The organism is Pyramidobacter porci (assembly GCF_009695745.1).
Taxonomy (GTDB): Bacteria; Synergistota; Synergistia; order Synergistales; family Dethiosulfovibrionaceae; genus Pyramidobacter; species Pyramidobacter porci.
The window spans coordinates 146,129-172,301 of the sequence record NZ_VUNH01000006.1; the positions used below are offsets into that span (position 1 = coordinate 146,129).

Below are 26,173 nucleotides of genomic sequence, written 5' to 3' on the forward strand. Positions count from 1 at the left end.
ACATTGTAAACAATACTCATGTGATGTCAATATTGTTGATTGATTCCGGATTTTGAATTGATAATGATTACTCCAATAAAAATCGAGTCCCCCGAACTTCGATCGGTTCGGGGGACTCGGTCTTTATAAAGCGGATTGTGGCGCGCGAATTACTTTTTCCCCAGCTTCCACTTCCCGCGCAGGGCGGGGAGGGTGCCGTCGGCTTCCAGGGCGGCGATGGCGCGGTCGAGTTTGTTTTTCAGCTCTGTGTTGCCGAGGTTGACGGCCAGCGCTTTGCCGGCGCCGGTGAGCTGGAAGGTGTAGCCGCGCACGGCCTTGCCCTGGAAGCTGGGCAGTTCGAGGATCTTGTCGGCCACGGGCACGTCCATGAGGGTGAAATCGCTGCGGCCGGTGACGATGTCCCATAGGCACTCTTCGATTTTGGCGAAGTTCTTGATCTGAAAGCCGAGTTCGCCCGCCAGCGGCGTGAGGAAAACGTCCTGCGTGGTGCCGACGGGGACGCAGCCGCGCAGGCCGCGCAGGTCCTCGAGCTTTTTCACGGCGACGCCGGGCGCGGTGACGAAGGAGGCCATAGTGGGCACGTAGGGAGTGGAGAAGAGCACGCGCTTGGCGCGGATGGGCGTGGCACTCATGCCGGCGGCGATGACGTCGGCGCGGTCGGTGACCAGCGAGGGGATGACCATATCGTAATGGCCCGTGTCGAGCCAGACGATCTTTTCGCCGAGGCGGCGGCCGATCTCTTCCATCAAATCTTTGTCGAAGCCGTCCAGTTCGCCTTTTTCGTTGAGGAACTCATAGGGCGGGTAGGTGCTGGCGGTGGCCACGCGCAGGTCGGCGCGGGCCGCCAGCGGTGCGGTCACGAGCGCCACGAGCGCGGCGACAGTTTTTCCGAAAAATTTCATTCTTAATTGCCTCCTTGAAAATGGCCGGCACTGGCGATCCTTCCGTAGCAGAATGTTCCACGTGGAACATTTTCATCCCGCGACAGTCGGCAGCCGGATTCCGTTCGCCGCACCGCCGGCGCGGAAACGGTCTTTCATTGCAAACCGTATTATAGAGCAAAAAAAATCGCCATGCAATAATAAAATTGTATGGCGAACAAATTCGTTTTTGACCGATCAATCGGCGATCAGTTCGGCGAGGACGCTCAGCCCTTTTTCGAGTTGGTCGCGCGGCGGCGTGCAGAAGGCGACGCGCACGGCACGGGCAGGCAATGTTTTGCCGACGGCGAAGCGTTCGGCGGCGGCAACGCGGACGCCCCGCGCCAGAGCCGCCTGTTCGAACTGGACGCTCGTGAACCGTTCGGGCAGCGTCAGCCAGCGGAAAATGTCGGCATCGCCGCCGCGGCATATTTCGTCGGGGAGGAACGCGCGTACGAGGCGGCTGCGCTCGCCGGTGTGCCGCCGGTGCGCGGCGACGATACGCTCGAACTGGCCGGAGGCGATGACGCGGGCCGCCAGTTCGGCCATCATCGGCACGACGCCGACGTTCAGGCTGTACAGCGCACCGGCGACGGCTTCTTTACAGGCGTCGGGCACGGCCGCGCAGGCGGCGCGCAAGCCCGGCGCGATCACTTTCGACATCGTGGCGATGTAGATACTGCGTTCCGGCGCGAAGCTCGACACGGAGGGCACGCCGCGCTGCATGAGCTGGTTGGTACCGTCCTCGATCAGCAGCGCGCCGTAGGCGCGCAAAACGGCGGCGATCTCGCGGCGGCGGTCTTCCGGCAGCGTGGCGGTGGTGGGGTTGTGGCAGGCGGAGATCAGATAGACTCCGTGGATCTTTTCGCTGCGGCAGAGACGTTCGAGGTCAGCCGGTTCCATGCCCTGTTCGCCGCTTCTGACAGGGACGAGTTTGACGCCGAACATGGCGGCGGCCGACTTGACGCCGGGATACGTGTGGTCGTCCACGGCGATCTTTTCGCCGCGGCGGAACAGTGAGGCGAAGACGGCCGAGATCGCGTTCTGGGCGCCGTTGGCGAACAGGATCTGTTCGCGGTGCGCCTCGTGTCCGCACAGGCGCATGAACGTGACGGCGGCGTCCTTCTGCCACTCGTCCTCGCCCTGGGCGTGGAAGCTGAACAGCGCAGCGGCCTCGTCGCTGCGGAAGAGCGAGCGGGCCATGTCCAGCAGCGCGGCGTTGGCCGAGTCCTCCGGCTGGACGCTGCCCATGTCGATGACGTGCGTTCCTTCGGCACGCTCGAGAAACCGTTTGTCGGTGAGCGCGCTGTACGCCACGAACGTGCCGCTGCCGACGGTGGCGGAGAGCAGCCCCTTGAGCTCGCAGAGCTTGAACGCCTTGGCCACGGTGCTGACGTTGACGTCGAGAAAGTCGGCCAGCTCGCGCTGCGGCGGCAGACGCGTGCCGGGCTTGAGGGCGCCGGAGGCGATATCGTCCTCGAGCGTGCGCGCCAGCGTCAGATAGAGCGCACGTTCGCTGCGGTCCAGCTTCGGCCGCCAGCTCATCGGATAGTCGTCGAAGGAATTGTAGGGCATGATCGTCACCTCGCCGTTCAATTATAGACGAGAGCCTCCGCCATTTCGCGTTTTGTTTTTGTTGTTTTCGCGGAAAGCGGGTTGACCGCGGTGTTATAATTTATCCGACGCACGATGAAGAGCCGCGTATTTCGCGCTTTCGCCGCGCGTTTTTTATCGGCCGGCGCCGTGCCGAAGGCAGCGTGCGGGGAGGCCTGCCGTTTCATGTAAAACAAGCGAGTTTGACAGAGCTAATCCGGCTTTGTATAATGAAAAGATAAGGGCTGGACGAACGCCCGGAGCCGCCGGCGGCAAACGTCGGCGATTTTTTCGGACTGGAGGAGAGGCAGGCATGAAGAAAAAAAGAATATTGAACCTCGCGGTCTGTCTTTTCCTGGCCCTTTCGGTGCTCTGCTCGGTGGCGTATCTGTTCATCGAGGCCGTTCACGACTGCCACGGGCACGGCTGCCCCGTCTGCGCGCAGATGGACGAGTGCGTCAAGGCGCTGGCGGGCTTCGCCGTCGGCGCGGCGGCCGCGTACTTTTACGCCGCGCGGTATGCCGGCGCGGCCTGCGCTTCCGTGCAGAGGAAGAGTCTCCGGCGCGAAAATGTGACGCTGGTGGCTCTGAAGGTCAAGCTCTCCAATTAGACGGCGCGCGTTTCTTCATGCGTGTGTCGGTTTGCAAGTTAAATTTTTGAATGAAATTGGAGAGATCCCTTATTATGAAGAAAAAAATTTTCGCTCTGTGCGCCGCGATGATCTTCGCCGGCGGCGCCGCTTTTGCCGCTCCGGCGGCGAACGCTGAAAAACTCAGCGTCATTTGTTCCAACTTCGCCGAGTACGATTTTGTCCGCCAGATCACGGGCGACGCGGCCAACGTGAAGATGCTGCTGCGCCCGGGCATGGAAAGCCACAGCTTCGACCCGACGGTAAAAGACATTCTCGACCTGCAGAACTGCGGGCTGTTCGTTTACGTCGGCGGCGACTCCGACGCCTGGGTCGACAAGGTGCTCGCCTCTTTCGACAAGGACAAAGGCCCCCATGTCGTGAAGCTGATGGACTTGGTGGAGACTGTGCCTGAAGAGATCGTCGAGGGCATGCAGCACGACCACGATCACGACCACGATGGCGACAATGATCACGAGCATGCTCATCATGACCACGGTCCCGACTGTGACCATGGGAACGATCATGACGCCGGGGAAGAGGCCCATCATCACCACGACGGCGAGGAGCCGGAGCTGGACGAGCACGTGTGGACGGCGCCCGAAAACGCGATCCAGATCGTGAAGAAACTCAGCGAAGTGATTGCTGGGCTGGATCCCGAGAACAAGGCCCGGTACGCCAGCCGCGCCGCCGCGTATCTTGAGCAGCTGCGCCGTCTGGACAAAGACTTCCGCGAGCTGATCGACGGCTCGAAGCGCCGCGAGATCATCGTCGGCGACCGATTCCCCTTCCTGTATTTCTGCCGCGAATTCGGCCTGAAGTACTACGCCGCGTTCCCCGGCTGCTCGACCGAGACGGAGCCGAATCCCGAGACGGTCGCTTTCCTGATCGACAAGGTGAAGCGGGACGGGATCCCCGTCGTGTTCCACATCGAGCTGTCGAACGGCCAGATGGCCCGCGCCATCGCCGACGCCACGGGGGCCCAGGTACGGCTGCTGAACGCGGTGCACAACGTCAGCGCCGAGGATTTCGAAAAGGGAATCACCTACCTTGATCTGATGCGCCACAATCTGAACGTCCTCAAAGAGGCGCTGAACTAAAATGAGCCTCCTCGCGTGCCGTAATGCGAGCTTCGCCTACGACGGCAGAAAGGTTCTGGAGGACGTCAGCTTTGAGGTTGCCGTCGGCGGCTACCTCTGCATTGTCGGCGAGAACGGCGCCGGCAAGAGCACGCTGATGCAGGGACTGCTGGGGCTCGTCAAGCCGGTCGGCGGTTCGGTGGAAGTGGGCGCAGAAGCGCGCGCGGGAGGCATCGGATATCTTCCCCAACAGACGGCGGTGCAGAAAGATTTTCCCGCCAGCGTCGAGGAAGTGGTGTTGTCGGGCCAGCTGCGGCGCTGCGGCCTGCGTCCCTTTTTCGGCAGGGGCGACCGTCGGGAAGCCGAGGCGAAGCTGCGGTTGGTGCGGATGCAGGATTTCAGAAAGAAATGTTTCCGCGATCTTTCCGGCGGGCAGCAGCGCCGGGTGCTGCTGGCCCGAGCCCTGTGCGCCACGCGTTCGCTCCTGCTGCTGGACGAACCGGCGGCGGGGCTGGATCCCCGCATGCAGGACGAAATGTACCAGATCCTGAACGAGCTGAACCGCGAGCAGGGCATGACGATCGTCATGATCACTCACGACGTGCAGAGCGCTCTGCGCTGCGCCCGGCAGATCCTTCACCTCAACGGCCGCCAGTTGTTCTTCGGCTCCGTCGAGGAATACTCGCAAAGCGCGGCCGGCCGCCGTTTTATCGACGGCGGCCCGTTCCGCGTCTTGAGCGGTGCGGCTGCGAAAGAGGGCGGGGCGAAGTTATGCTGAGCGAACTTTTGCAGATGTTGTCCTATCCTTTCGTGATCAACGCGCTGATCGTCGGCTGCCTGGTCTCGCTCTGCGCTTCGCTGCTGGGGACCAGCCTGGTTCTGAAGCGCTATTCGATGATCGGCGACGGGCTGGCCCACGTGGCCTTCGCGGCGCTGGCTCTGGCGAAAGCGCTTGACCTCGCGCCGCTGAGCCTGGCGATCCCGGCCTGCATCGTGGCGGCCTTTCTGCTGCTGCAGATCAAGAGCAGCTCGCGCATCCGCGGCGATTCGGCGACGGCCGTGCTGTGCAGCGGCGCGTTGGCGGTCGGGGTGGCGGCGGTCTCGCTTTCGACGGGAATGAACGTGGACGTGTGCAATTACATGTTCGGCAGCATTCTCGCCATGAGCCGTTCCGACGTGATCCTTTCGTCGGCGCTGAGCGCGGCGGTGCTGCTGCTCTACGTTCTGTTTTACAACCGCATCTTCGCCGTCACCTTCGACGAGACGTTCGCGCAGGCGGCGGGGATCCGCACGGGGCGCTACAACATGATCATCGCCCTGCTCACGTCCGTGACGGTCGTTTTGGGAATGCGCATGATGGGAACGCTGCTGATCTCCAGCCTGATCGTTTTCCCGTCGCTGACGGCGATGCGGATCTGCCGCCGTTTCAGGAGCACGGTGCTGCTGTCGGCGGCGATCTCGGTCGGCTGCTTTTTCACGGGCATGTTCCTTTCCTATCTGTATTCGATTCCTACCGGATCGTGCATCGTGATCGTCAACATGGCGCTTTTCGCCGCCGCCGTCGCCGGCTCGCACTTTCACGGGTTCCGGCGGCCGCAGTGACGCAGGCGGGCTGAAAAGGACGATGAAAGAAATGATGAAATTCGGAGGAAAAAGCGCGCTTGGGGCGTTTCTGTTGGCGCTGCTCGCGTCGGCCCTTTTCGCCGCCGCGCCTCTGCCGGAAGAGGAAGCGGAGAAACTGGAAGACTATCTGGCAGAGATCGACGCCCAGGCGGGGATGCTGATCCTCGAGGGACCGGACATCTCGCTTTACAATTATCCGCACGACATCGAGAAGGACCGCGCCGCCTTCGACGCGCGCAAAATCGATATCGTCGTCGGCAACCGCCTCTACATGACCCAGATCAACGACTGGTTCCTGAACTTCGACAAATACGCGGGCAAGTCGGTGGAGATCGAGGGCTTTTACATGGACTTCGACGGCTTCACCTACGTGGGGCGCAAAGGGCCGATCTGCCCGTTCTGCACGGGCGGCTACGTGAACTTCGAGTTCAAGTACGACCGCGACCTGTCGCAGCTCCAGTCCGAAAAGTCGTGGGTCAAAGTTCGCGGCATCCTGCGCGAGGGCAGCGTGCCCTCCGTCTTCGAAAAGGGCACGATGGAGCCTTTTTACTACATCGAGGCCATCACCGTCGAAAAGATGCCCAAAGTCGGCAAAGCGACCGTGCGCGACTGAGCGACGCTGTAAAAGAACGGGAGCCTGTCCCTTGCTCTTTGAGCAAGGGACAGGCTTCCGTTTTTCGTGGCGCGCCGCGTTTTTTTACGGCTCAGCGCTCAAAGCCGAGCAGACGAGCCGGCGTGTCGCGGAACATCATGCCCAGTTCGGCGTTGCTGAAGCCCTGCGCCGCGAGCAGATCCGCATATTGTGAAAGTCCCTCGTCGGAATAGGGCGATTGCGGTTGTCCGAAATCGGTGGAAAGGATCACCCGTTCCACGCCGACGGCCCAGATCTGCGCGGCGATCGTTTCGATGGGCGTGCGTTTGTAATAGGTCGTGAAGTAGCAGTGTTCGACGATCGCCCCCAACGCCGCGGCCTCGCGCTGCTGGTCCGTCGTGTAAACGTCGGCAGGATTGTCGGCGTGCGTCAGGATCACCTGACAGCCCACCTTTGCGCCGGCACGTACCAGCGCCAGTCCTTCCGCGGCGCTGACATGCCCCGTGCCGACCAGCATTTTATATCGCTTGGCCGTTTCCAGCACCGCGAGCGCTTCGGGAATCAAGTTTCCCCGACCGTCAAGGACGTCAATGCACCCGCTCGAATCCACGCCGGACGTTCCGTTTTGCTTGCGGAATTCCTGATAGCTGCGTGAGTCCATCGTCGGGAACCAGACAATTCGGCCGCCCATCTTGCCGCTGGCGGCGACTGCTTCGGGATTGAGCCCGCCGACTGAGTTGTTCAGCGTCACGCCGCCGGCGAAATGCAGTTGTGCGAATTGCTCGTTCAGCAACGCTGCGCGAGCCGCCGTGTCGGCGTAGTGGCATTTGATCAGAGCCCCCGCCAGCCCGGCGCCGCGAAAGCGCCGCGCCAGTTCGAGGTCGCCGCATTTGCGCGCCGTGACGTCGGGCGAAGTGTGGACGTGCATCTCGTAAGCGCCGCGAAGACAGTCTCTCATGTGATGTGCCTCCAGTTCGTCGCGAAAAAGCGCGCTCTCACAGCCCGCAGCGGGCGTGCCGAGGGCGCGCTTTTTTTTCGGAAATTCAGTTTTTAATAGGGCAGATAGAAAGGGATCACGGCGACAATGACCAGATAGGTTACCAGCAGCATCGGCAGTCCTACTTTGAGGTAGTCCACGAACCGGTACTGCGTCCAGCCGACGGTCATCATGTTCTGCGGGGCGGCGAAAGGCGTGGCGTAAGACGCGGCGCCGGCCAGCGTGATGATCATGCAGATGGGATAAGGACTGACGTTGATCGCTTTGGCGATGGAAACGCCGATGGGCATAAACAGCATGATCGTGGGAATATTGGACATCACCTGAGTGAGAAGTGCGGCGGCGATGAAGAGCACCGTCGTGATCATGAACGTGCTGGGATGTTCGCCGAGGATCTGCAGGATCAGTTCAGCCATGGCGGCGCCGGCGCCGCTTTTCTGCACTCCTGTGGAAATGGCGGTCAACGAACCGACCAGCAGCATGCAGTTCCAGTCGATGGCGGCAATAGCTTCCCGAACGGTCATGCACTTGGTGCCCATGATAACCAGCGAGCCGATCACCGCCGCCACGTGCATGGGCATCTTCTTGGGGCTCAGCGCGATGACCACCAACAAGGCCCCCATGGTGATGCAGGCAATGGCGGCCTTGTTTTTGTCGAAGGGCTTCTTCTCGACCTTGGCGAACTCGGGAACATATCCCGTGTCGGGCAGGAACTTCATGCCCACGAAAGTGAAGTACAGCGTGCCGAGAACGCAAATGCCGAGGCCAAAGGGCGTGATGCCGAAGAACCCGAACGGCGTCAGAGCGAGGTCGGCCATGGCGTTGGCCGCGGAAGCGTTGGAACCGACGCCGACCAGCGTCACGAAGCCGCCGAATTGAGCGCCGAAAAGCAGCGCCATCAGCGTGCGCGAAGAGCCGCAGCCGGCGGAGAAACACATGGCCGTGACCAGCGGGGCCATGGCCGTCATAACGCCGATGTTGCTGCACACCGAACTGAGGGCGCAGGAGACGATCAGCGTGGCGAGGACGATGTTGCGCTCGCTTTTTCCCGTGATCTTCACCATCTTTTCGCCGATGATGTCAGTCAGGCCGGTGTGGAACAGCGACGATCCGACGATCATCATGCCGGCCAGCAGCACGATGGTGTTGCTGTTGTAGCCCTTGAAGATATCGCCGACGGGAATAATGCCCGCGTAGGCGTAAGCGATCGAAGCGCCGATGGCGGTGACGAGAATGGGCACCGGCTCCCAGATGAACAGAACGATCGTAGCGGCGAGAATGATCAGTGCGATTGCCATTTGGCTCATGATGGAGTCTCCTGTGGCGTTATTTGGCGAATTTACGCGGGATACACGTCGTCGATGATCTCGCAGCCCTTTTCTTCCAGCTTCTCGTCGACCCAGTCGCGCTTGGCGTGTCCCTCCTGAGCCGCTTTCAGCTTGTTTTGATCCTGTTCCATGAACTTTCGCGCCGCTTCCAGCACCCTTTCGGCATCCTGACGGGGAATGACGATCACGCCGTCGGGATCGCCGACGATGATGTCACCGGGGTTGACCATGATGCCGCCGCAGGCGATGGGAACGTTGATCTCGCCGGGGCCCTCCTTGAAGGGCCCGCCGGGCGTGGTGCCCGTCGCGTAGAACGGCACGCCGCCGTCATAAAGGCTGTCGATGTCGCGCATCGGCCCGTCGAAGACGAAACCGGCCACGCCGCGCGATTTGGCGTAGGCGGCCATGACCTCGCCCATCAGGGACTGGCTGCGGTCGCCCTCGTTGGAAACGACGACCACGTCGCCGGGTTCGATCATGTTCAGCGCCTTGTGCAGCATCAGATTGTCGCCGGGGCGGCCCTTGACGGTCAGCGCCACGCCGACCATGTTGCCGTCGCCGGGTTTTGTCATCAGACGAATGTCGGAGTGGATGGCGCAGAGGCGGTTCATCGTATCGGCGATGTTGGAGGCGGGGATGTGACGAAACGCCTCGACGAGCTCTTGGGGCGGCAGGTTCCTTTTGGTGTACACGCGAAATCCTACGGACATGTGAAAAACTTCCTTTCTCAATAAGAGACAGATTTTTTAAGTGGGAAAACGCTGTCGAAAAATGTTTACAGTTCCTCTTCCTCGGTACGGCTCTCTTCTTCGACCAGGGCGGAGACACTACGGATTTTGCGCCAGCGGAAGATAAAGGGCGTCGTGAAGGAAACGGCGGCGAGGATCAGAAAAACGCAGGAAATCGGCTTGCCGAAAAAGAACGACCATTTGCCGTCGCCGATCAGCATGGCTTGTTCGAAGTTGGCTTCGATCATCGGTCCGAGGATGAAGCCCAGCACGACTGGTGCCGTAGGCGTCTTGATCGTTTTCAGGAAATACCCCAGCAGGCCGAACGCCAGCACGACCCAGATGTCGAAAGGCTCGTTGCGCAGCGCGTACGCTCCCACCGTGCCGAGAATGAGGATGCCGCCGGAGAGCACCGTGGGCGAAATCTTCAGGATCCTGGGAAAAATTCTCACGCCGCCGAGGCCGATGGCGAGGAAGAAAAAGTGGGCGATGCCGAGGCTGAGGAACAAGCTGTAAATCAGCGGCGCCTGTTCTTGGAACAGGAACGGTCCGGGCTTCAGCCCCTGGATCGTCAGAGCGCCCAGAAAGATGGCCGACACCGCGTTGCCGGGGATTCCCAGCGTCAGCAGCGGCACCAGCGAACCGCCGACGACGGCGTTGTTCGAAGTTTCCGTGGCGACGACGCCGTCCATGCAGCCCGTGCCGAACTCCTCCTTATGCTTGGAAAAGCGCATCGCTTCGTTGTAGGAGATGAACGTGGCGATGCTCGTCCCGGCGCCGGGAAGGATGCCGACGAACGTGCCGATCACCGACGAACGCAGCAGATTTCCCCAGCGTTTGGCAAACTCGCGCAGCGGCGGCACCTTGCCCGTCAGTGCGTTCATGCTCGACTCTTTGACCTTTTTGACCACCATGTCGATCGCCTGCGGGAACGAGAACAGACCGATCAGGCAGGGTACGATCTCGATGCCGCCGTACAGGCCGGGAATGCCGTCGGCGAAACGCGGATAGCCCGTCAGCGGATCAGTGCCGAAGGTGCCGAGGAACATCCCCAGCAGCCCGGCGAAAAGCCCGCGCGACATGGACTTGCCCGAGATGCTGGAGATGATCGTGATGCCGAAAACCATCACCGCGAAGTACTCGGCCGGACCGAAGGACAGCGCCACCTTGGCCAGCGCCGGCGCGCAGAAGCTCAGCACCACGACGCTGAACAGACCGCCGATGAACGAACTGATCACCGCGATGCCAAGAGCCTCCACGGCGCGCCCCTTCTGCGCCATCGGATAGCCGTCCAGCGTCGTCGCCGCTCCGGCGGGCGTGCCCGGCGTGTTGATGAGGATGGCCGTGATGGCGCCGCCGTAGACGGAGCCGCAGTAAATGCCGCAGAGCATGGCGAATCCCGAGGCGGGCGCCATGCCGTAAGTGAGAGGCACCGCCAGCGCCACGCCCATCGTCGAGGTCAGGCCGGGCAGCGCGCCGATCACGATGCCGACCGCCGTGCCGATAAAGTTCGAGAGCAGCACGCTGGGGACCAGGGCGAGTTTCAAAGCTTCGAGCCAATCTAACATGTGCGTCGCTCCTTCCTAATCGGGCAGAACGTTTGCCAGCAGTCCGGCCGGCAGCAGGACCCCGAGAACGTTGTGGAACACGTAGTACAGCAATCCGGCAAAGACCGCCGCGATGAGGACGTGGCCGATCCTCAGTCTGCGGTCGATCACCGCCATCCAGATGCTATAGAAAAGAAACGTCGCCGCGATGAAGCCGAGAGCGTGGAACGACAACAGATAGCAGAAGAACGAACCGATGGAAAAGTACTTGTTGAAACGGATCTCGTCGGCGGAGCCCTGCGACGTGTTACGGATCTTCCAGGCGTAATACAGCGAGGTCAAGGCGCACAGCCCCATCAGGATCAGCAGCGCCTGAGGGTAAGCGCGCACCTCGACGGGTTCGTACAAAGAACGCCACAGGAAGAACACGACGAAGACGACCTCGAGGGAAAGAGTTTTGACAAGAAACACGGGATTTTCCTCCTTCGTTGTGAAAAAAGAGGGCCCTGCGGAAACGAGGAACCCTCTTCATCGGTCGAAAAGCTACTTGTTCGTCTTCACGCCGGTCTCGGCGATCACTTCGGCGATATCCACCTTCTGCTGATCGACCAGCGCCGTGAAGTCGGCGCGGTTCATCCACATGCTGGCGGGCAGGCCGGCCTTGCCGTAGGCTTCGACGAATTCAGGATCGGCAAACGCTTTCAGGAAAGCCGCTTCGATCGCGGCCACCACTTCTTCGGGCGTTCCCTTGGGAGCGACAAGACCGCGCCAGGGGCCGTCCACCACGTCGATGCCCTTTTCGGCGGCGATGGGCAGTTCGGGATACTCCTCGAGACGCTTGGGAGCCAGCGTCAGCAGATAGGCGACCTGACCGCTGCGCACCTGCTCGGAAAGCTCGGAAGGCGAGACGATCGTCAGGTCGACGTGGCCGCCCAACATGGCCGTAATAGCCTGGGAACTGCCGTTGGTGGGCACGCAGATCCACTTCAGTCCGCTCTTCTTGAGTACGCGGAGCACGGCGAGGTGGTCGCTGGCCATGGCGCCGGAGACGCTGATCTTGACGCCGCCGGGGTTGGCCTGCGAGAAGGCGACAAGCTCTTCCCAGGTTTTGAAGCGCTCGCTCAGGCAGGCGATCGTCTCCGGTTCGTACACCATGTTGACGATGGGCGTAAAGGAATCGATCGTGAAATTGGTCTTCTTGGTCAGGGGCGCGATGACGACGCTGGGCCCTACTTCGCTGAGCGTATAACCGTCGGGCCGGGATTTGGCGACTTCGGCGTAACCGGTGACGCCGCCGCCTCCGGGACGGTTTTCGACCGCCATGGGCTGGCCGAGGTATTTTTCGGCGACCTTCGCCGCCAGACGGGTGGTCATGTCGGCGGCGCCGCCGGCGGCAAAGGGAACGATGATCTTGACGGGCTTGTTGGGATAGTCGGCGGCGAAACCGCACGCGGGGAGCAGAAATGCTGCTGTTGCGACAAGTAAAGCCAAAATGCGACGATTCATTTTCATTACGTGAGCCTTCCTTTCGGTTTCAGATTTTAAAGCGGATCGGGATTATAGCCCGCGTCCGCCCAAAGCCGGAAATTATTTGTAGCTCTTCTTCTCCCAAATGGAATAGATCGCTTCCATGGTTTGAGGCGCTACGCCGCTCAGTTCCGTGTTCATGCCAAGCGCTGCCGAACGGGCCAGGCGTTCCTTGGCGCCGGCGGCGACCAAGGGCTCGACGCCGACTTCTTTCATCAGTTCCATGGACTCGCCCACTTCAAAGGAACGGCGTTCCGAGTGAATCAGGTCGGCGCCGGCCATCCGCCGGGCAATGTCCTTGAACGACTCTTTGTCCATCGTGCCGGCGACGGAGTCCATGATGCGCTCCTCGACGCCGCATTTGCGGGCGAACAGGAACGTTTCTACAACCAGCGCTTCGAGGCCTTTCATGAAAACGCTGCGCACCAGTTTGATGCGCGAGGCTTCGCCGGCTTTCGAGCCGGCGCCGACCAACGCGATCTTCATGCCGTAGGGCGTCATCGCCTCTTTCCAGCGTTCCGCGCCGTCGCCGGAGGCGAGCATCGGCACCTTGTGAGCGGAGACGACCAGCGAGCCGAGCATGGCCGAGTCCACGTACTGCGCTTTTTTCTCGGCGAACAGAGCCGCTTCCTTTTCTTTGACGTGGGGCAGCGCCGTGGTCACGTCGACGAACAGCTGGCCTTCCTTCGCGAAAGGCAGCAGCCCCTCGGCCGTGGAAGCGGTGAAGCGCGCCGGCACGCAGATGACGACGATGTCGCAACTCTTCACGACCTCTGCGGCCGACGCCGCCACCGCGACGCCGGCGTCGGCGCAGCGCTTGAGCACCGTGTCCTTGTACGCGCCGCCCATGTCGAGCGCCACGTCAAAGGCGCGAATATCCCCGACCCCTTCGCTTTTCAGCCCCTTGCCCATGTGGTAGGCTGCTTCGCCGAAACCGATGTAGCCAAGTTTTACGCTCATCACGTCGTCCTTCTTTCCTATATTTGAAAAGATAATATTTAACAACTGAAATTATATTATCAGCGGATTATAGTCTTGTCAATCAAAAGAATGCTCTCTCATCGATTAATATACAGTATACATTCGAAGCCGCCGTTACCCGTACCGCCAGGCGGAATAAAATTAAAAGAGCATCAAAAAAGAGAAGCGGAACGACGCGCTGGAGACGATCTCAGCGTGCCGTCCCGCTTTTTTCGTGCGAGAGTCATGTTTTTCATTCGTATTTCCGCCGCGGATTTTGGGGGAACCAGCCTTTTCTGACGCGCTTGGCCTGAGCTTGCAACTCGACGACGCTCCACAAGTTGGTGGCGCCGAGAAAGGCGAGGATGGGCGAAGCGACGCCGCGCAGGCAGGCGGAAACGAACAGGCAGATTAGCCCGGCGGCGGCGAATAACGGCCAGACGCGCGTCCCGAACCAATATTCCGCCTTGATCACGAGCGGATGATAGACGGCGATGATCAGCAGAGAAGCGGCGGCGAGAACGATTCCCTCATAGTTCAGATTCACCGCGCGGCATCCTTTCGCGACGTTGGAAACGCCTGCAGCCCCTTGCCCGCGTAATGGGAAAGGAAAATGAACAGCGCCATGATGGAGAAATAGCTGAACAGTACCGCGAGATCGCTCTGCGTTTCGTCGAAGAAGGCGAACTGGCTGCGCAGCGTCAGAAATCCCCACGCGTCCACGCGCCCGAAGGCGCGCGCCCCGCAGACGGCCAGCGCCGCCGCCGTGAGCCGAGACAGCCAGGCGGCCGCGCCGCGGTGCCCCTTGACCCCGAAGACGGCGCGCGTCATGCCCATGACCATGCTCCAGTGCAGGCCGATGTGGACGCTCATGAGCACCATGCCCCAGTAGGACGCGGCCAGATGCAGCGAGCGGGCGACGCCGACGCCGCGGGTGATGTCGAGAAAGGCGAAAACCGTGCCCGAAATCATCACGCCCGTCACCATGATCGTCACGGCGTCGAGCAGCACCAGCAAGATCACGAAGTTTTGCAGCACGCGCATCGATGTGGCGCGTCCGCTGAAAAAATGCGCGAACCAGTGCCGATTCAGGACCGCGTGAACGATGAAGAGCACGCCGACAAGGGTGCCGAGAATCTCGTGAGCGACGCCGCCGACGACTTGATAGGCCATCAGCGCGACCATCAGCGCCGTCATTGCGAAATCCACGGCGAGGCGCGTAAGCGCGTTGGCGTTCATGAAATTTTCTCCTCCTTATGGATCAGAAGACCTGCGGTCAAAGATTCTGCGCCGGCAGATCGTCGCGGTCGCGCGTGCGGTAATAGCGCAGCCGCGCAGAGGTCTGCTGGGCGATCTGCCCCGTCAGCGAACCGCAGACGATGCCGCTGACCAACAGAAACGGCAGGTAAGAGAGCAGCCCCGCGGTTTTCGTCACGGCAATAGCGGCCGCCAGCTGCCCGACGTTGTGCAGCGCCCCGCCGGCAGCGCTGCACAGCCACAGGCGGCGTTCCGGGATGACGCGTCGCAGCGGCAGCGTGCCGGCCAAACAGAGCAGCCCGCCCGACAGGCTGAAGATCAGCGCACCGGCGTTGCCGCTGAGCAGCGCGCCGAGCAGAATGCGGGCCAGCAGCACCAGCAGCGTTTCTTTGGCGGTGCAGTGGTAGAGCGCCCAGACGGTGACGACGTTGGCCAGCCCCAGTTTTGCTCCGGGCACGGGAATGGGCGCAGGCAGGGCCATTTCGGCCGCGAAGAGGATCAGCGACAGCGCCGTGAGCAGCGCCAGACGGGTGAAGTTTTTCGTGTTCATATTTCCCTCCTATTGCGACAGGCTGTCCAGGTCGCCCTCGCTGCGCGGCGCGTAGCGCACCGTCAGGCCGTGCGGCAGGCAGATCAGCGGCAGCGAGGCCGAGCGCAGCCAGCCCATTCTCACGCAGTCCTGCCCCGGACAGTTGGCGCTCAGGACTCTGACACGCCCCCGTTCGACGAGCAGGCGGTTGTAGCCGCCGCCGGGGGAGCGGATGTCGATGGTGCGCGAGCCCGTTTCGCGGCTCAGATCGAGACGGGCGATCACTCTGCTGCGCTGGACGATCTCGACGATCTGCCCGTGCGGCGCGAACCAGCGCCACAGGCACCAGCCGATCAAAAGCAGCAGGGCGGCGAGGACGAATTTTTTCATCGCCGTACTACCGTCACTTTCGCGCCGGCGTAAGCGGGGTCGGCTTCGAAGCGCGCGGCCAGGTCTTCGCTGATCCACAGTTCGCCGTTCTCGGTGAGCAGAACGAAGCCGGGGCTGCCGTGTTCCTTCCAGAACGCGGCGGTTTTTTCCGCACCCATGACGAAGAACGCCGTGGACATCGCGTCGCAGACTTTTCCTTCGGGGCCGACGGCCGTGGCGGAGATCACGCCGCTGCGCGCCGGAGCGCCTGTGCGTGGATCGAGGATGTGCCAGTAGATGCGGCCGTCGGGGCCGGTGAAGAAGCGTTCGTAGCCGCCTGAGGTGACGACGGCTTCCGCTTCAACGCGCAGCACGCCGATCAGACCGCCGTCGGGCGACTTGACGCCGATGCGCCATCTTTGGCCGTCGGGGCGGAGTCCCAGCGTCTGCACGTTGCCGCCCAAGTTGACCAGCGCCGATTCAACGCCCGCGGCGGCCATGGCGGCGAGCGCTTCGTCGCCGGCGAATCCTTTGCCGACGGCGCCGAGGTCGAGCATGCTGCCTTCGTCGAGGCGCAGCGTTCGTCCGAAGAGGCGGACGCGATCCGCGCCGGCGAGCTTGAGCAGTTCCGCCAATTCGGCGGCTTCGGGCACGCGGCGTTCTTCCGTCGTGAAGCCCCAGGCGCGCAGCGCGGGGTAGAGCGTGGGGTCGAACGCGCCGTCCGTCAGAGCGTTCACGCGCAGCGCGAAGGCCGTCAGCGCGGCTGTGTCTTCGCCGACTTCAACCGGCGCGCCGCCGGCGGCGTTGAGGCGGCCGACGTCGCTGCGCGGGTCGGTGACGGACAGCTCGCTTTCGATCTGCTTGATGCGCGAGCGGGCGCGGTCCAGCGCTTCTTCGGCGCGAGACCCGTACGCCGTCAGCGTGACCGGCGTGTCCATGGCGTAGAAGCTCACGCTGTGTTTTCGAGTCTTTGCGAATTGATTCCAGCCGTACCAGCCCCCCAGCGCCAGCAGGGCGACGGCCGCAAAACTGAGAACTTTTTTCATGACGTTTCCGCCTTTTTCCGCCAGTTCTCGCCCGTGAAAGGCCGGAACTGACGATTTTCTCCCGTGGATATGGTAGCACGCCGGCCGTTTCCCGAAAAGGGGCTTGCATTGCCCGAAACGGCGATTATAATAGAAGCATCTCAAAGCAGAGTAAAAACCGATGCGTCAAGTGCCGGCTGAACGGGGAGTTGACAGCCGGACGAAAAGCCTCCGGGCTTGCGGTGTCGGGTTTTGCATCCCGCTGCTGCATATCGGGCGAGTCCCGCCTCCTTATGTAGTAAGAGGAAATTACTGCGAAGGAGGCGTTTTTGTATGATGACATCAGGCAATCCGCGTTCGTTGGGCGCGGGCGAAAACCGTTGGCTCGGTTCGCTGCGCGAGTTCCGCTCCATCCGCGTGGTGGCGTTCTGCGGCGTCATGTGCGCGCTGGCCATGATCCTCAGCGCCGTGGCGACGGTCAACCTGGGGCCTTATGTGAAGATCGGCCTGTCCGGCATACCCAACCAAGTGGTGGATTATCTTTTCGGCCCTGCCGCAGGAGCGCTGTTCTCCGGCGCGCTCGAAGTGATCAAGTTCATGCTTCGGCCCGACGGCGTGTATTTCCCCGGCTTCACGCTCAGCGCCGTGCTGGCCGGCGTGATCTACGGCACGGTGCTGTACCGCCGTCCGCTCTCGGTGGCGCGCGTGTTCGTCGCCCATCTGCTCGTCAAGCTGATCGTCAACCTCGGCTGCAACACGCTGTGGCTCGTGATCCTCTACAAAAAAGCCGTGTGGGCCATTTTCCCCGCGCGCGCCATGACCAACCTAATCCGCCTGCCCGGCGACGTGCTGGTCACCTATCTGCTGCTGAAAACCGTCGAGCGCACGATCCTGCCGCTTTTCGGCGGCCGCTTCTCGGAGCGCAAATAAGAAATCAGGCCGACCCTGCGGGGCCGGCCTGATTTTTTGGGGGAGCTTATCATATTGATTCTTGGTAGAGAGCATCAGCATAGTCTGCTGGGGGCCGCGAGGGAGATTCATAAACAGCTGTTTTAATTCAAAATATGAATTTGAGGTAGAGCAATCTGATGTTTGGCCTCGCTTCCCGGTTTACTCTTAGGGAGAGAATCGTTTTTGTTTTACGTGGAGATACTATTGATGTAAAATATAATTAATTAAAGTATTTTATTCTGAATACAATTAAAAGGAGATGGTTGGCCTTTTTATGTTCAGTTTGTATAATATGATAGGATTTGTCCGTTAAAAAGGGCATCCATAATTTCTTAAAAGGGAGATGAGAAAAATGACACGTGAAAAGGATGTTGCAAGAGGGCAGTGGAGGTCCAAGTTCGGCTTCTTGATGGCGGCGATCGGTTCTGCCGTAGGCTTGGGCAATCTCTGGGGATTCCCCTATAAGATGGGAAAAAGCGGCGGCGGGGCGTTCCTGGTCGTGTACCTGGCGGTGGTTCTGTTGGTCGGCGTTGTCATTATGCTTGGAGAGTTGGCCCTGGGGCGCAAGACCGGTAAGGGCGCCGTGGAAGCCTATCAGGCTGTCTCGAAGAAGTTCGCCTGGGTGGGATATCTGGGCGTGGCTTCGCCGTTTATCATTCTCGCTTTTTACAACGTCTTGGGCGGCATGGTCTTGAAGTACATGGTCGCTTTCGTCGAATCGATGTTCTCGGGGGGCGCAAATTTCGCGAACATCAAGAGCGGCGCTTACTTTGGAGAGTTCATCTGCAACGGCTCCGACATGCTCCTCTATCTGGCGATCTTCGAGCTTCTCAACATCGTGATCGTCATGAGCGGCGTTGAAAGCGGCATCGAGCGCTTCAACAAGTACGCCATCCCCGCCCTTGCCATCATCCTCGCCGGGCTGGCCGTTTACGTCTACACTTTCCCAGGCGCCGAGAAGGGCCTGGATTTCATGTTCAAGCCGAACTTCGCGGTATTCTCCGATCCTGAGATCGGCTTTTTCAAGGTCCTGAAAACAGCGGCGGGGCAGATGTTCTTCTCGCTGTCGCTTGGCATGGGAGTCATGATCACCTACGGTTCCTACCTGTCGAAGGAGCAGGATCTCTCCCGGGAGATGTACATCATCCCGCTGGCCGACACCATCATCGCGGTCCTGGCCGGCATGGTCGTTATGCCGGCGTGCTTTGCCTTCGGCCTTGCCCCTGCCGGCGGCCCCTCGCTGCTCTTCGTGTCTCTGCACGAGGTCTTCGTGACCGGTATGGGCGGCTTCAGCGGTTCCTTTGTGGGATTCCTCTTTTATTTCCTGGTGTTCCTGGCCGCCATCTCCTCCTCGATGTCCTTGCTTGAGGTCTGCGTGGCCTGCTTGCTTGACCGTCAGATCCGCAAGGGGAAGGCTCCCACGCGTGCCGCAACGACCATTGTCCTCGCGTTGGTGCTCTTCGTCGTGAGCCTTCCCGTCGCGCTGGACGGACTGGGCAGCAACGTAGCCGGCGGCGCGGCGATGAACAGCCCTGGCGTGATGATGGGACTCAAGAAGATCCCGGTGGCCTTCGACTGCTGGCTTGACTTCTACGACATGCTCTCCGAAGGCGTGATGATGCCTCTCGGCTCTCTGCTCATGAGCGTCATGTTCGGCTGGGTTCTGGGCACGAAGGTCATCGCCGACGAAGTGGCTCTTACGCCGGGGAAGAAGCTCCGCTTTGAGTGGTTGGTGGATCTCTGCTTCAAGTTCATCGTGCCCGTCATCCTCGTCGTGGTGCTTCTGGCTCAGCTGCAGGACTTCGGGCTCATCTAGAGGCTCTTCCGGAAAACATCGGAGCCACACTGGGCCGGCATCGCGCGTGGAGTGCGCGATGCCGGCCTTTTCAATGATGCTTTTGAATTGAAAATCAGTATCGGTCATAGCGGCGGCGAGGATTGCGCGGATATTTGCCGTCGCGGACGCGCCGCGTCTGTTCCTTGATCTCGGCGATGGCCCAGAGGTTGACCGCGCCCGTAAAAGCGGTCAGATAACAGGCCGTGCCGCTGAGAAACAGCGAGGTCCCGATCAGCGCCGCGCCGGCGAGCAGAAACAGCGGCCAGATGCGCTCGGAAAACCAGTATTCGCCCCAAATCACCACGGGATAATAGACTCCCATGATGAACAGCGAAGCGACGCCCAGCACCGGGCCGGTCAAGTTCAGTTCCATGTCGCGCACCTCCGTGGATTTTCGGCGCTTGAAAAACGCCGGAATTTTTGTAGATTACGTGCGAAAACGTCATTATTGTATCACCCCAAGGAGGAGAAAAACGTGAAAATCACCGCACTCGATACGCCGTCGCTGCTGATCGATCGCGAGATCATGCGGGACAACATGCAGTTCATGCTCGACTACGCCGCCCGCCACGGCGTCAGGCTGCGACCGCACGCCAAGACGCACAAGATGCCCGCCGTGGCGCGCCTGCAGGTGGAAATGGGCGCGCGCGGCATCGCCGTGGCCAAAGTCGGCGAAGCCGAAGCCATGGCCGCCGCAGGGCTGGACGACATCTTCATCGCCAACGAAATCGTCGGCGTGCAGAAATGGGAGCGCATCCGCGCCCTGGCGCAGCGCGGCGTGAAGGTCGGCTTCGGCGTCGACAGCCTCGAGGCGCTGCCCGGCATCCAAAAAGTTTTTTCCGGCGCCGACCGTCCCGCCGAAGTGCTGATCGAGATCGAAGTGGGCGAGCGGCGCTCGGGCGTCATCGAGGAAAACGATTTCACCGCTTTGCTGGCGGCGATCCGCCGGTGTTCCGCGATGCGGTTCAAAGGGATCTTTTCGCACGACGGCAACAGCTATAGCGCCAAAGACCGCGAGGATCTGATCCGCATCGCCGTCGGCGCGCAGGAACGCACGCTGCGCTTCGCCCGCCTCGCCGCGGCGGCCGGCATGCCCTGCGAGATCGTCAGTTACGGGGCCACGCCGACCTTCATGAACGAAGTGCCGATCCTCGGCGGCATCACCGAGCTGCGTCCCGGCACGTTCATCTTCATGGACGCCTCGCAAGGACACGCCATCGGCACGCTGGCGCGCTGCGCCGCCACCGTACTGGCGACGGTGATCAGCCGCCCTACGGCGGAACGCGTCATCCTCGACGTCGGTGCCAAAGGGCTGACCATGCAGCGCCGCAGCGAAGGCGTCTGTGCCACGCCGGGACACGGCACGCTGCTCGAACATCCCGGCGTGCACATCGACAAAGTCTTCGACGAGCACGCCATCATCAACAACGCGGCGTTCCGCGAGAAAGTGCGCGTCGGCGACCGTGTGCGCGTCGTCCCCGTGCACATTTGTCCCGTCTGCAATCTGTATGAATATGCCTATCTGGTCAGCGGCGGCGAGGTGATCGACCATTTCCCCGTGAGCGCGCGCGGCAAACTGCAATAGAAGCGGAGCGGCGAAGGAGTTTTTCGGCAAAAGTCTTTTGGAGACGGCAAAAATGAAGAGGCGTTGAAGTTCGATAGACGCTGGATCGAAGACCATTTCTTGGAAACAATGTTCCACGTGGAACATTGAAAGCGTTCGCCGGTTGGTGAAATTCAACTCATCAACCGGCGAACGCTTTTTCGTCTTTTGCGGAAGGTATTCGTTTATTTGCTCCAGCGGATCAGCAGGCCGTCGCAGGGGAGTTTCTGCACGTTCTTGAGGCGGTAGTATTGAGGGAATCCCGTCAGGTTGTCCGTGCCGGCCACGGCGGAGCGCGGCGAGGCTGCCGCGAACGATCACATTTCCCCAAGAGGAATGTTATGGAGATACCTGGCGAAAACATCCAGACGTATGCCAGCCGATTAAAAAACTCGACATCATGAATGCCTTCAATGAAGGTCTCCTCATGAGATTTTTTGCCTAGCTGCGTTCACTCTGCCTGGATATTGTCGGACAAAAAGGCCCCTTTCAACCGTAATGGCTGAGAGGGAGCTTTCTCATATTTCAAGAATCGTCCGTTTCTTTATATCGAACTCTTCCTGAGTAATAATTCCTTCATCAAGAAGCTTTTTCAAATTTCGTAACTCGACGGTATAATCTGACGCCATTGCGCAGGAGTTTCCTGCTCTTTCATCGAATTTTTCCGCATGAGTTATCGCATCTTTTATTTTCTCAACCCATTCCTTGCCGTGATGCACGACGAACTTATACGACGAGTTAGAGGTAGATACAATAATATGCTGTGAAATCAAAAAATTAGCGCTCATACGTACATCCGTTATATCGCGCAAGTCGATTTTTGCTTCTTTCCTGCCGATATTTAATCCATGGGCGCTGAAAGACAAACTCTTATTCGTAAGAAGCAGCTTTCCCCCCGCCGAGACAATGCCGGTCAAATAATTGGCAGACCCTAAAAGAATGGGTTTCTCTCCCTTGCCCAGCAGTCTGCCGAACACATAAATTCCAGGATATTTATTCTCGATCTTTGATTCCAGGTCAAACGGTATCTCGCTTAGGTCCACATAGTTTTCTTTTGACAGGATAACATAGCTGCCGCAGTAATCGCATCTATATTTTGCAGGATTATATGCTCCGCCGCAGTTGGGACAATTGAGCGTCTTCAAAATCGTTTCCTCCTTCATAATAAATTTTTGTCCGTATCCAAGTTTCGTTAAGATATATACTATTTATGTCTCTTTGTCAAACGTCGGGTAAATCTTTGGCGTTCTCATTCTTCGCGTGAATTTCTGCCGGGATCATGGCGTCTCCATCCTTGTTTTTTCTGGCTTTTGCTGCGGCAAGCTTCGCAATGGGGAGCGCAAAATGAGCAGCCGCCGCAGCTGCGCCGCGAGGCGTGCAAGGCGAAATAAACGCTTGCGGCGAGCGCGCCGAGCGTCAGCCAGCTGGCGGCGTTCATCACGCCCACCCCAGCAGCAGGCCGGTCAGCCTGACGGCGCCCGCGCATAGCCAGGCCACGACGCACTGGCCGACGACGATGCCGAACGCCCAGCGTCCGCCCAGTTCGCGCTTGATCGCAGCGACGGCGGCCACGCAAGGCGTGTAGAGCAGGCAAAACGCCAGCAGTGCCGCGGCCGAGAGCGGCGAGATCAGCGCCAGCAGACGCTCCGTGCTGCCGAGCGTGACCGTCAGCGTGGCGACGACGCTTTCTTTGGCGATGAAGCCCGTCACCAGCGCCGCGGACACGCGCCAGTCGCCGAAGCCCAGCGGCGCGAACAGCGGCGAAACGAAGCCGGAGACGGTGGCGAGCATGCTGTCCTTCGAATCGGCGACCGCGTTCAGATGGAAGTCGAACGTTTGCAGGAACCAGATAACGATCGTGGCCATGAAAATGATCGTGAAGGCGCGCTGCAAAAAGTCCTTCGCTTTGTCCCACATCAGCCGCATCACGTTTTTCAGCCCCGGCAGGCGGTAGTTGGGAAGCTCCAGCACGAAGGGCACCGCCTCGCCCTTGAAGACGGTGTTCTTGCCCAGCAGGGAGACGAGAACGGCGATGACGATGCCGAGCGCGTACAGTCCGGTCGTGATCAGGCCGCTGTACCGGGGAAAGAACGCCGCCGTGAAGAAGCCGTAGATCGGCAGCTTGGCCGAGCAGCTCATGAACGGCGTCAGCATGATCGTCATGCGCCGGTCGCGCTCCGACGGCAGCGTGCGGCAGGCCATGACGGCCGGCACGGTGCAGCCGAAGCCGATCAGCATCGGCACGATGCTGCGCCCCGACAGGCCGATGCGCCGCAGCAGCCGATCCATCACGAACGCCACGCGTGCCATGTAGCCGCTGTCCTCCAGCATGGACAGGAAGAAAAACAGCACGACGATGACCGGCACGAAGCTGACGACGCTGCCCACGCCGCTGAAGACGCCGTCGATCACCAGCGAATGCACGGCCGGGTTGACGCTCATCGACGTCAGCAGCGCGGAGACCGCTTCCGTCAGCGTGCCGACGCCGCGGTCGAGCGCGTCCTGCAGCCAGGCGCCGACGACGTTGAACGTCAGCCAGAACACGACGCCCATAATGGCGGCGAAAGCGGGGATTGCCGTGAAGCGCCCGGTCAAAAGGCGGTCGATGCGGCGGCTGCGCTCGCGCTCTTTGCTCTGCCGCGGCTTCACGACCGTGCGTCGGCAGAGCTTGCGGATAAAGTCAAAGCGCATGTCGGCGATGGCGGCGGCGCGGTCGAGCCCGCGCTCTCGTTCCATCTGCACGATAATGTGTTCGAGCATCTCCTTCTCGTTCTCCGTCAGATGCAGCGCTTCCAGCACGAGCCGGTCGCCTTCGACCAGCTTGCTGGCGGCGAAACGCACGGGGAGGCCCGCATCGCGGGCGTGATCTTCGATCAGATGCATGATGCCGTGGATGCAGCGGTGCACGGCGCCGCCGTCCTCGTCGCGGGCGCAGAAATCCCGGCGGCCGGGGCGCTCCCGATATTTTGCCACGTGGATCGCGTGGCTGATCAGCTCGCCGATGCCTTCGCCTTTGGACGCCGAGATCGGCACAACGGGGATCGCCAGCTCTTCTTCAAGTTCGTTGATGCGGATCGAACCGCCGTTGCCACGCACCTCGTCCATCATGTTCAGCGCCAGCACCATGGGCACGTCCAGTTCCAGCAGCTGCATGGTCAGATACAGGCTGCGCTCGATGCTGGTGGCGTCGACGATGTTGATGATGCCGGCGGGATGTTCGTCAAGGATAAAGCGGCGCGAGACGATCTCCTCGCTGGAATAGGGGGAAAGCGAGTAAATGCCCGGCAGGTCCGTGACCTGCGTGCCGGGATGCCCTTTGATCACGCCGTCCTTGCGGTCGACCGTGACGCCGGGAAAATTGCCCACGTGCTGGTTGGCCCCCGTGAGCCGGTTGAACAGCGTCGTCTTGCCGCTGTTCTGGTTGCCGGCCAGCGCAAACGTCAACGTCGCGCCCTCGGGCAGCGGCTGTTCGCCGGACGCGGTGTGATAGCGTCCGCCCTCGCCGAGGCCGGGATGTTCCGGTTCTTTGCGGCTGAGCGCGGGCGCTCCGCCGCCGTTCCGTTCCGCTTCGGTCAGCTCGCGGATCCGGATCCGCGCCGCGTCGGCAAGGCGGAGCGTGAGCTCGTAGCCGTGGATCGTCAGTTCCATCGGGTCGCCCATGGGCGCGAACTGGGCGACGCTCACCCGCGCGCCGGGAATGACCCCCATGTCGAGAAAATGCTGGCGCAGCGCCCCTGCGCCGCCCACGGAAACGATGACCGCCGACTGACCGACGGTCAGTTCGTCCAAGGTCATGAAAATCCCTCCTGATCCTGATGAAAGAAAAATCCCCTCATGGCAAATCTTTTTGAGAATTGAACGTGAAGTTCATTATATTTATGTCGGAGGCGATTTACAAGGGAACCGACGCCGGTTTTCAACCGAAAGAAAAGGAAATTTTTTTTTCACTGGGGAAATTTTTACCCCCTCGGCGTAGAAAGTCAAAGATAATCAATTTCTTCGCTCTCTTTTTTCGATGAGATCGCGTGTGACTGGCGTCGGTTCCGGACAGGAGTATAATAAAATCCCGCGCCGCGACGGCGCGTTCACCAAAGAAAAGAAGGCGATCACTGTGAACGTAAAAAGACGCGTTGCCGCGGCGCTTTTTGCCGCGCTGCTGGCGTTCGCCCCGCAACGTCCGGCCGCCGCCGGACCGTCGTTGGACGCCTCCGGCTTCGTGCTGGTGGGCGAAGCTGCGCCCGACGTGATTCAAGAGATCCGTTACGCCACGACGTTCAATTTCGTGGGGTGCCGCGTCGACGGCTACGAGCAGCCCTGCGCGCTGCTCACCCGCGAGGCCGCCGCGGCGCTGAAAAACGTCAGCGACGATCTGATCCGCCAGGGGTACCGGCTCAAGATCTACGACGCTTACCGCCCCCAGCGCGCCGTCGATCACTTCGTGCGCTGGGCGCGGGACGCCGGAGACTGTTCCATGAAAAAGTGGTTCTATCCGGCGTTGGACAAGAGCCAGATCTTCAAAAAAGGCTACGTCAGCGCCCGCTCCGCGCACTGCCGCGGCAGCACCGTCGACGTGACGCTGTTCGAGATGAGCTCCGGCCGCGACGCCGACATGGGCAGCCCGTTCGACTTCTTCGACGAGATCTCGCGCTTCGACGGCACGCCGGCGCTGACGAAACGGCAGCGAGCCAATCGCCGCCTGCTGCGCGACGCCATGACGAAGCGCGGCTTCCGCGCCATTTCCGGCGAGTGGTGGCACTTCACGCTGAAAGACGAGCCCTATCCGACGGCTGCCTTCGACTTCCCCGTCAGCGCCGAGAGCCTGCGCGGCAGAGCGGCGGCTGGCGCACCGGCGGAAGAGCGTGATGAAAACATGAAGGTGCCGGAGGAAATCCCCGAAAAATGAAAACGGGCCGCCGTGCGGGAATTTTTGAAATTCCTACCGACGGCCCGTCATTTGGCCTGTTCCCCAGTAAATAGACAAAGAAAAAAGCACCTGTCGTAGAAAAGCTTCGAATTACTTGGCTTTGCTCCGAATTTCAAACGGAGTAAGGCCATTTTTCATGTTGATCCGTTCGTAGTT

General features: G+C 60.7%; 26 protein-coding genes and 1 riboswitch. Of the genes, 9 read left to right on the plus strand and 17 right to left on the minus strand.

Features of this window, described 5'->3' with window-relative positions:
* Positions 1-149: 149 nt before the first annotated feature.
* Complete coding sequence (locus FYJ74_RS06895) at positions 150-902, minus strand: transporter substrate-binding domain-containing protein (protein WP_154528843.1); 753 nt, start codon at positions 900-902, stop codon at positions 150-152.
* Positions 903-1,118: 216 nt separating this feature from the next.
* Positions 1,119-2,516, minus strand: a complete 1,398-nt coding sequence (locus FYJ74_RS06900) for an aminotransferase-like domain-containing protein (RefSeq protein ID WP_154528844.1) — start codon at positions 2,514-2,516, stop codon at positions 1,119-1,121.
* A gap of 310 nt (positions 2,517-2,826) precedes the next feature.
* Here FYJ74_RS06900 and FYJ74_RS06905 point away from each other — a divergent pair, with 310 nt between their 5' ends.
* The 5 genes from FYJ74_RS06905 to FYJ74_RS06925 all read left to right on the plus strand — a co-directional run bounded on the left by FYJ74_RS06905 (position 2,827) and on the right by FYJ74_RS06925 (position 6,456).
* The gene (locus FYJ74_RS06905) at positions 2,827-3,123 is read left to right on the plus strand and encodes a hypothetical protein (RefSeq protein ID WP_154528845.1); all 297 of its coding nucleotides are present in this window, start codon (positions 2,827-2,829) and stop codon (positions 3,121-3,123) included.
* Positions 3,124-3,197: 74 nt separating this feature from the next.
* Positions 3,198-4,241 carry a metal ABC transporter substrate-binding protein gene (locus FYJ74_RS06910; RefSeq protein WP_154528846.1) on the plus strand — a complete coding sequence of 348 codons (1,044 nt, stop codon included), beginning with the start codon at positions 3,198-3,200 and terminating at the stop codon, positions 4,239-4,241.
* Position 4,242: 1 nt separating this feature from the next.
* Entirely contained in the window at positions 4,243-4,998 is a 756-nt protein-coding gene (locus FYJ74_RS06915) for a metal ABC transporter ATP-binding protein (protein ID WP_154528847.1), read from the plus strand.
* A complete protein-coding gene (locus FYJ74_RS06920) occupies positions 4,992-5,822 on the plus strand; it encodes a metal ABC transporter permease (RefSeq protein WP_154528848.1) in 831 nt (276 codons plus the stop codon). Before FYJ74_RS06915 ends, FYJ74_RS06920 begins: the two co-directional genes overlap by 7 nt.
* A 31-nt stretch (positions 5,823-5,853) precedes the next feature.
* Positions 5,854-6,456 carry an energy transducer TonB gene (locus FYJ74_RS06925; RefSeq protein ID WP_154528849.1) on the plus strand — a complete coding sequence of 201 codons (603 nt, stop codon included), beginning with the start codon at positions 5,854-5,856 and terminating at the stop codon, positions 6,454-6,456.
* Positions 6,457-6,547: 91 nt separating this feature from the next.
* Here the strand turns inward: FYJ74_RS06925 and FYJ74_RS06930 are convergent, their stop codons facing one another.
* The 12 genes from FYJ74_RS06930 to FYJ74_RS06985 all read right to left on the minus strand — a co-directional run bounded on the left by FYJ74_RS06930 (position 6,548) and on the right by FYJ74_RS06985 (position 16,723).
* Positions 6,548-7,393, minus strand: a complete 846-nt coding sequence (locus FYJ74_RS06930; RefSeq protein WP_154528850.1) for a DUF6282 family protein — start codon at positions 7,391-7,393, stop codon at positions 6,548-6,550.
* Between the two features lie 92 nt (positions 7,394-7,485).
* Complete coding sequence (locus FYJ74_RS06935) at positions 7,486-8,739, minus strand: SLC13 family permease (protein WP_154528851.1); 1,254 nt, start codon at positions 8,737-8,739, stop codon at positions 7,486-7,488.
* A gap of 32 nt (positions 8,740-8,771) precedes the next feature.
* Complete coding sequence (locus FYJ74_RS06940) at positions 8,772-9,470, minus strand: RraA family protein (protein WP_154528852.1); 699 nt, start codon at positions 9,468-9,470, stop codon at positions 8,772-8,774.
* Positions 9,471-9,535: 65 nt separating this feature from the next.
* Positions 9,536-11,056: a tripartite tricarboxylate transporter permease gene (locus tag FYJ74_RS06945; protein WP_154528853.1), complete on the minus strand. Its 1,521-nt coding sequence runs from the start codon at positions 11,054-11,056 to the stop codon at positions 9,536-9,538.
* Between the two features lie 15 nt (positions 11,057-11,071).
* A complete protein-coding gene (locus FYJ74_RS06950) occupies positions 11,072-11,506 on the minus strand; it encodes a tripartite tricarboxylate transporter TctB family protein (protein WP_154528854.1) in 435 nt (144 codons plus the stop codon).
* 72 nt (positions 11,507-11,578) lie between these two features.
* Positions 11,579-12,547 (minus strand): Bug family tripartite tricarboxylate transporter substrate binding protein, encoded by a 969-nt coding sequence (locus tag FYJ74_RS06955; RefSeq protein ID WP_154528855.1) that lies wholly within the window; start codon positions 12,545-12,547, stop codon positions 11,579-11,581.
* Between the two features lie 75 nt (positions 12,548-12,622).
* Positions 12,623-13,522, minus strand: a complete 900-nt coding sequence (locus FYJ74_RS06960; protein WP_154528856.1) for an NAD(P)-binding domain-containing protein — start codon at positions 13,520-13,522, stop codon at positions 12,623-12,625.
* A gap of 253 nt (positions 13,523-13,775) precedes the next feature.
* Complete coding sequence (locus tag FYJ74_RS06965; RefSeq protein WP_326830897.1) at positions 13,776-14,069, minus strand: DUF4491 family protein; 294 nt, start codon at positions 14,067-14,069, stop codon at positions 13,776-13,778.
* On the minus strand, positions 14,066-14,761 hold the full coding sequence (locus FYJ74_RS06970) for a DUF4405 domain-containing protein (RefSeq protein WP_154528857.1): 696 nt from the start codon (positions 14,759-14,761) through the stop codon (positions 14,066-14,068). The genes FYJ74_RS06965 and FYJ74_RS06970 overlap by 4 nt, the downstream gene beginning before the upstream one ends.
* Positions 14,762-14,798: 37 nt before the next feature.
* Positions 14,799-15,329, minus strand: a complete 531-nt coding sequence (locus FYJ74_RS06975) for a Gx transporter family protein (RefSeq protein WP_154528858.1) — start codon at positions 15,327-15,329, stop codon at positions 14,799-14,801.
* 9 nt (positions 15,330-15,338) lie between these two features.
* On the minus strand, positions 15,339-15,698 hold the full coding sequence (locus FYJ74_RS06980) for a NusG domain II-containing protein (RefSeq protein WP_154528859.1): 360 nt from the start codon (positions 15,696-15,698) through the stop codon (positions 15,339-15,341).
* Positions 15,695-16,723, minus strand: a complete 1,029-nt coding sequence (locus FYJ74_RS06985) for an FAD:protein FMN transferase (protein WP_154528860.1) — start codon at positions 16,721-16,723, stop codon at positions 15,695-15,697. Before FYJ74_RS06985 ends, FYJ74_RS06980 begins: the two co-directional genes overlap by 4 nt.
* Positions 16,724-16,867: 144 nt before the next feature.
* Positions 16,868-16,969: riboswitch (THF riboswitch) on the plus strand.
* Between the two features lie 66 nt (positions 16,970-17,035).
* Between FYJ74_RS06985 and FYJ74_RS06990 the strand changes: the two genes are divergently transcribed.
* Entirely contained in the window at positions 17,036-17,632 is a 597-nt protein-coding gene (locus FYJ74_RS06990) for a folate family ECF transporter S component (RefSeq protein WP_154528861.1), read from the plus strand.
* Between the two features lie 373 nt (positions 17,633-18,005).
* Complete coding sequence (locus FYJ74_RS06995; RefSeq protein ID WP_229769395.1) at positions 18,006-19,469, plus strand: sodium-dependent transporter; 1,464 nt, start codon at positions 18,006-18,008, stop codon at positions 19,467-19,469.
* 94 nt (positions 19,470-19,563) lie between these two features.
* On the opposite strand, the gene FYJ74_RS07000 is transcribed toward FYJ74_RS06995, so the two are convergent.
* Complete coding sequence (locus FYJ74_RS07000) at positions 19,564-19,863, minus strand: DUF4491 family protein (RefSeq protein ID WP_154528863.1); 300 nt, start codon at positions 19,861-19,863, stop codon at positions 19,564-19,566.
* Between the two features lie 102 nt (positions 19,864-19,965).
* Between FYJ74_RS07000 and FYJ74_RS07005 the strand changes: the two genes are divergently transcribed.
* Positions 19,966-21,075: an alanine racemase gene (locus FYJ74_RS07005; RefSeq protein WP_326830898.1), complete on the plus strand. Its 1,110-nt coding sequence runs from the start codon at positions 19,966-19,968 to the stop codon at positions 21,073-21,075.
* 536 nt (positions 21,076-21,611) lie between these two features.
* Here the strand turns inward: FYJ74_RS07005 and FYJ74_RS07010 are convergent.
* Both FYJ74_RS07010 and feoB read right to left on the minus strand, forming a co-directional pair.
* Positions 21,612-22,238, minus strand: coding sequence for an SHOCT domain-containing protein (locus tag FYJ74_RS07010; protein ID WP_195838841.1), 627 nt, complete (start codon positions 22,236-22,238; stop codon positions 21,612-21,614).
* Between the two features lie 292 nt (positions 22,239-22,530).
* Positions 22,531-24,888 carry a ferrous iron transport protein B gene (feoB, locus tag FYJ74_RS07015; protein WP_154528865.1) on the minus strand — a complete coding sequence of 786 codons (2,358 nt, stop codon included), beginning with the start codon at positions 24,886-24,888 and terminating at the stop codon, positions 22,531-22,533.
* A gap of 316 nt (positions 24,889-25,204) precedes the next feature.
* Between feoB and FYJ74_RS07020 the strand changes: the two genes are divergently transcribed.
* Positions 25,205-25,996, plus strand: a complete 792-nt coding sequence (locus tag FYJ74_RS07020; protein ID WP_326830899.1) for a M15 family metallopeptidase — start codon at positions 25,205-25,207, stop codon at positions 25,994-25,996.
* Positions 25,997-26,173: the final 177 nt, after the last annotated feature.

What these genes read in the sequence shown, in the direction of transcription:
- FYJ74_RS06895 (WP_154528843.1), bottom strand. Translation starts at nt 902, where the DNA reads ATGAAATTTTTCGGAAAAACTGTCGCCGCGCTCGTGGCGCTCGTGACC.
- FYJ74_RS06905 (WP_154528845.1), top strand. Translation starts at nt 2,827, where the DNA reads ATGAAGAAAAAAAGAATATTGAACCTCGCGGTCTGTCTTTTCCTGGCC.
- FYJ74_RS06910 (WP_154528846.1), top strand. Translation starts at nt 3,198, where the DNA reads ATGAAGAAAAAAATTTTCGCTCTGTGCGCCGCGATGATCTTCGCCGGC.
- FYJ74_RS06915 (WP_154528847.1), top strand. Translation starts at nt 4,243, where the DNA reads ATGAGCCTCCTCGCGTGCCGTAATGCGAGCTTCGCCTACGACGGCAGA.
- FYJ74_RS06920 (WP_154528848.1), top strand. Translation starts at nt 4,992, where the DNA reads ATGCTGAGCGAACTTTTGCAGATGTTGTCCTATCCTTTCGTGATCAAC.
- FYJ74_RS06925 (WP_154528849.1), top strand. Translation starts at nt 5,854, where the DNA reads ATGATGAAATTCGGAGGAAAAAGCGCGCTTGGGGCGTTTCTGTTGGCG.
- FYJ74_RS06930 (WP_154528850.1), bottom strand. Translation starts at nt 7,393, where the DNA reads ATGAGAGACTGTCTTCGCGGCGCTTACGAGATGCACGTCCACACTTCG.
- FYJ74_RS06935 (WP_154528851.1), bottom strand. Translation starts at nt 8,739, where the DNA reads ATGAGCCAAATGGCAATCGCACTGATCATTCTCGCCGCTACGATCGTT.
- FYJ74_RS06940 (WP_154528852.1), bottom strand. Translation starts at nt 9,470, where the DNA reads ATGTCCGTAGGATTTCGCGTGTACACCAAAAGGAACCTGCCGCCCCAA.
- FYJ74_RS06945 (WP_154528853.1), bottom strand. Translation starts at nt 11,056, where the DNA reads ATGTTAGATTGGCTCGAAGCTTTGAAACTCGCCCTGGTCCCCAGCGTG.
- FYJ74_RS06955 (WP_154528855.1), bottom strand. Translation starts at nt 12,547, where the DNA reads ATGAAAATGAATCGTCGCATTTTGGCTTTACTTGTCGCAACAGCAGCA.
- FYJ74_RS06960 (WP_154528856.1), bottom strand. Translation starts at nt 13,522, where the DNA reads ATGAGCGTAAAACTTGGCTACATCGGTTTCGGCGAAGCAGCCTACCAC.
- FYJ74_RS06970 (WP_154528857.1), bottom strand. Translation starts at nt 14,761, where the DNA reads ATGAACGCCAACGCGCTTACGCGCCTCGCCGTGGATTTCGCAATGACG.
- FYJ74_RS06975 (WP_154528858.1), bottom strand. Translation starts at nt 15,329, where the DNA reads ATGAACACGAAAAACTTCACCCGTCTGGCGCTGCTCACGGCGCTGTCG.
- FYJ74_RS06980 (WP_154528859.1), bottom strand. Translation starts at nt 15,698, where the DNA reads ATGAAAAAATTCGTCCTCGCCGCCCTGCTGCTTTTGATCGGCTGGTGC.
- FYJ74_RS06985 (WP_154528860.1), bottom strand. Translation starts at nt 16,723, where the DNA reads ATGAAAAAAGTTCTCAGTTTTGCGGCCGTCGCCCTGCTGGCGCTGGGG.
- FYJ74_RS06990 (WP_154528861.1), top strand. Translation starts at nt 17,036, where the DNA reads ATGATGACATCAGGCAATCCGCGTTCGTTGGGCGCGGGCGAAAACCGT.
- FYJ74_RS06995 (WP_229769395.1), top strand. Translation starts at nt 18,006, where the DNA reads ATGACACGTGAAAAGGATGTTGCAAGAGGGCAGTGGAGGTCCAAGTTC.
- FYJ74_RS07000 (WP_154528863.1), bottom strand. Translation starts at nt 19,863, where the DNA reads ATGGAACTGAACTTGACCGGCCCGGTGCTGGGCGTCGCTTCGCTGTTC.
- feoB (WP_154528865.1), bottom strand. Translation starts at nt 24,888, where the DNA reads ATGACCTTGGACGAACTGACCGTCGGTCAGTCGGCGGTCATCGTTTCC.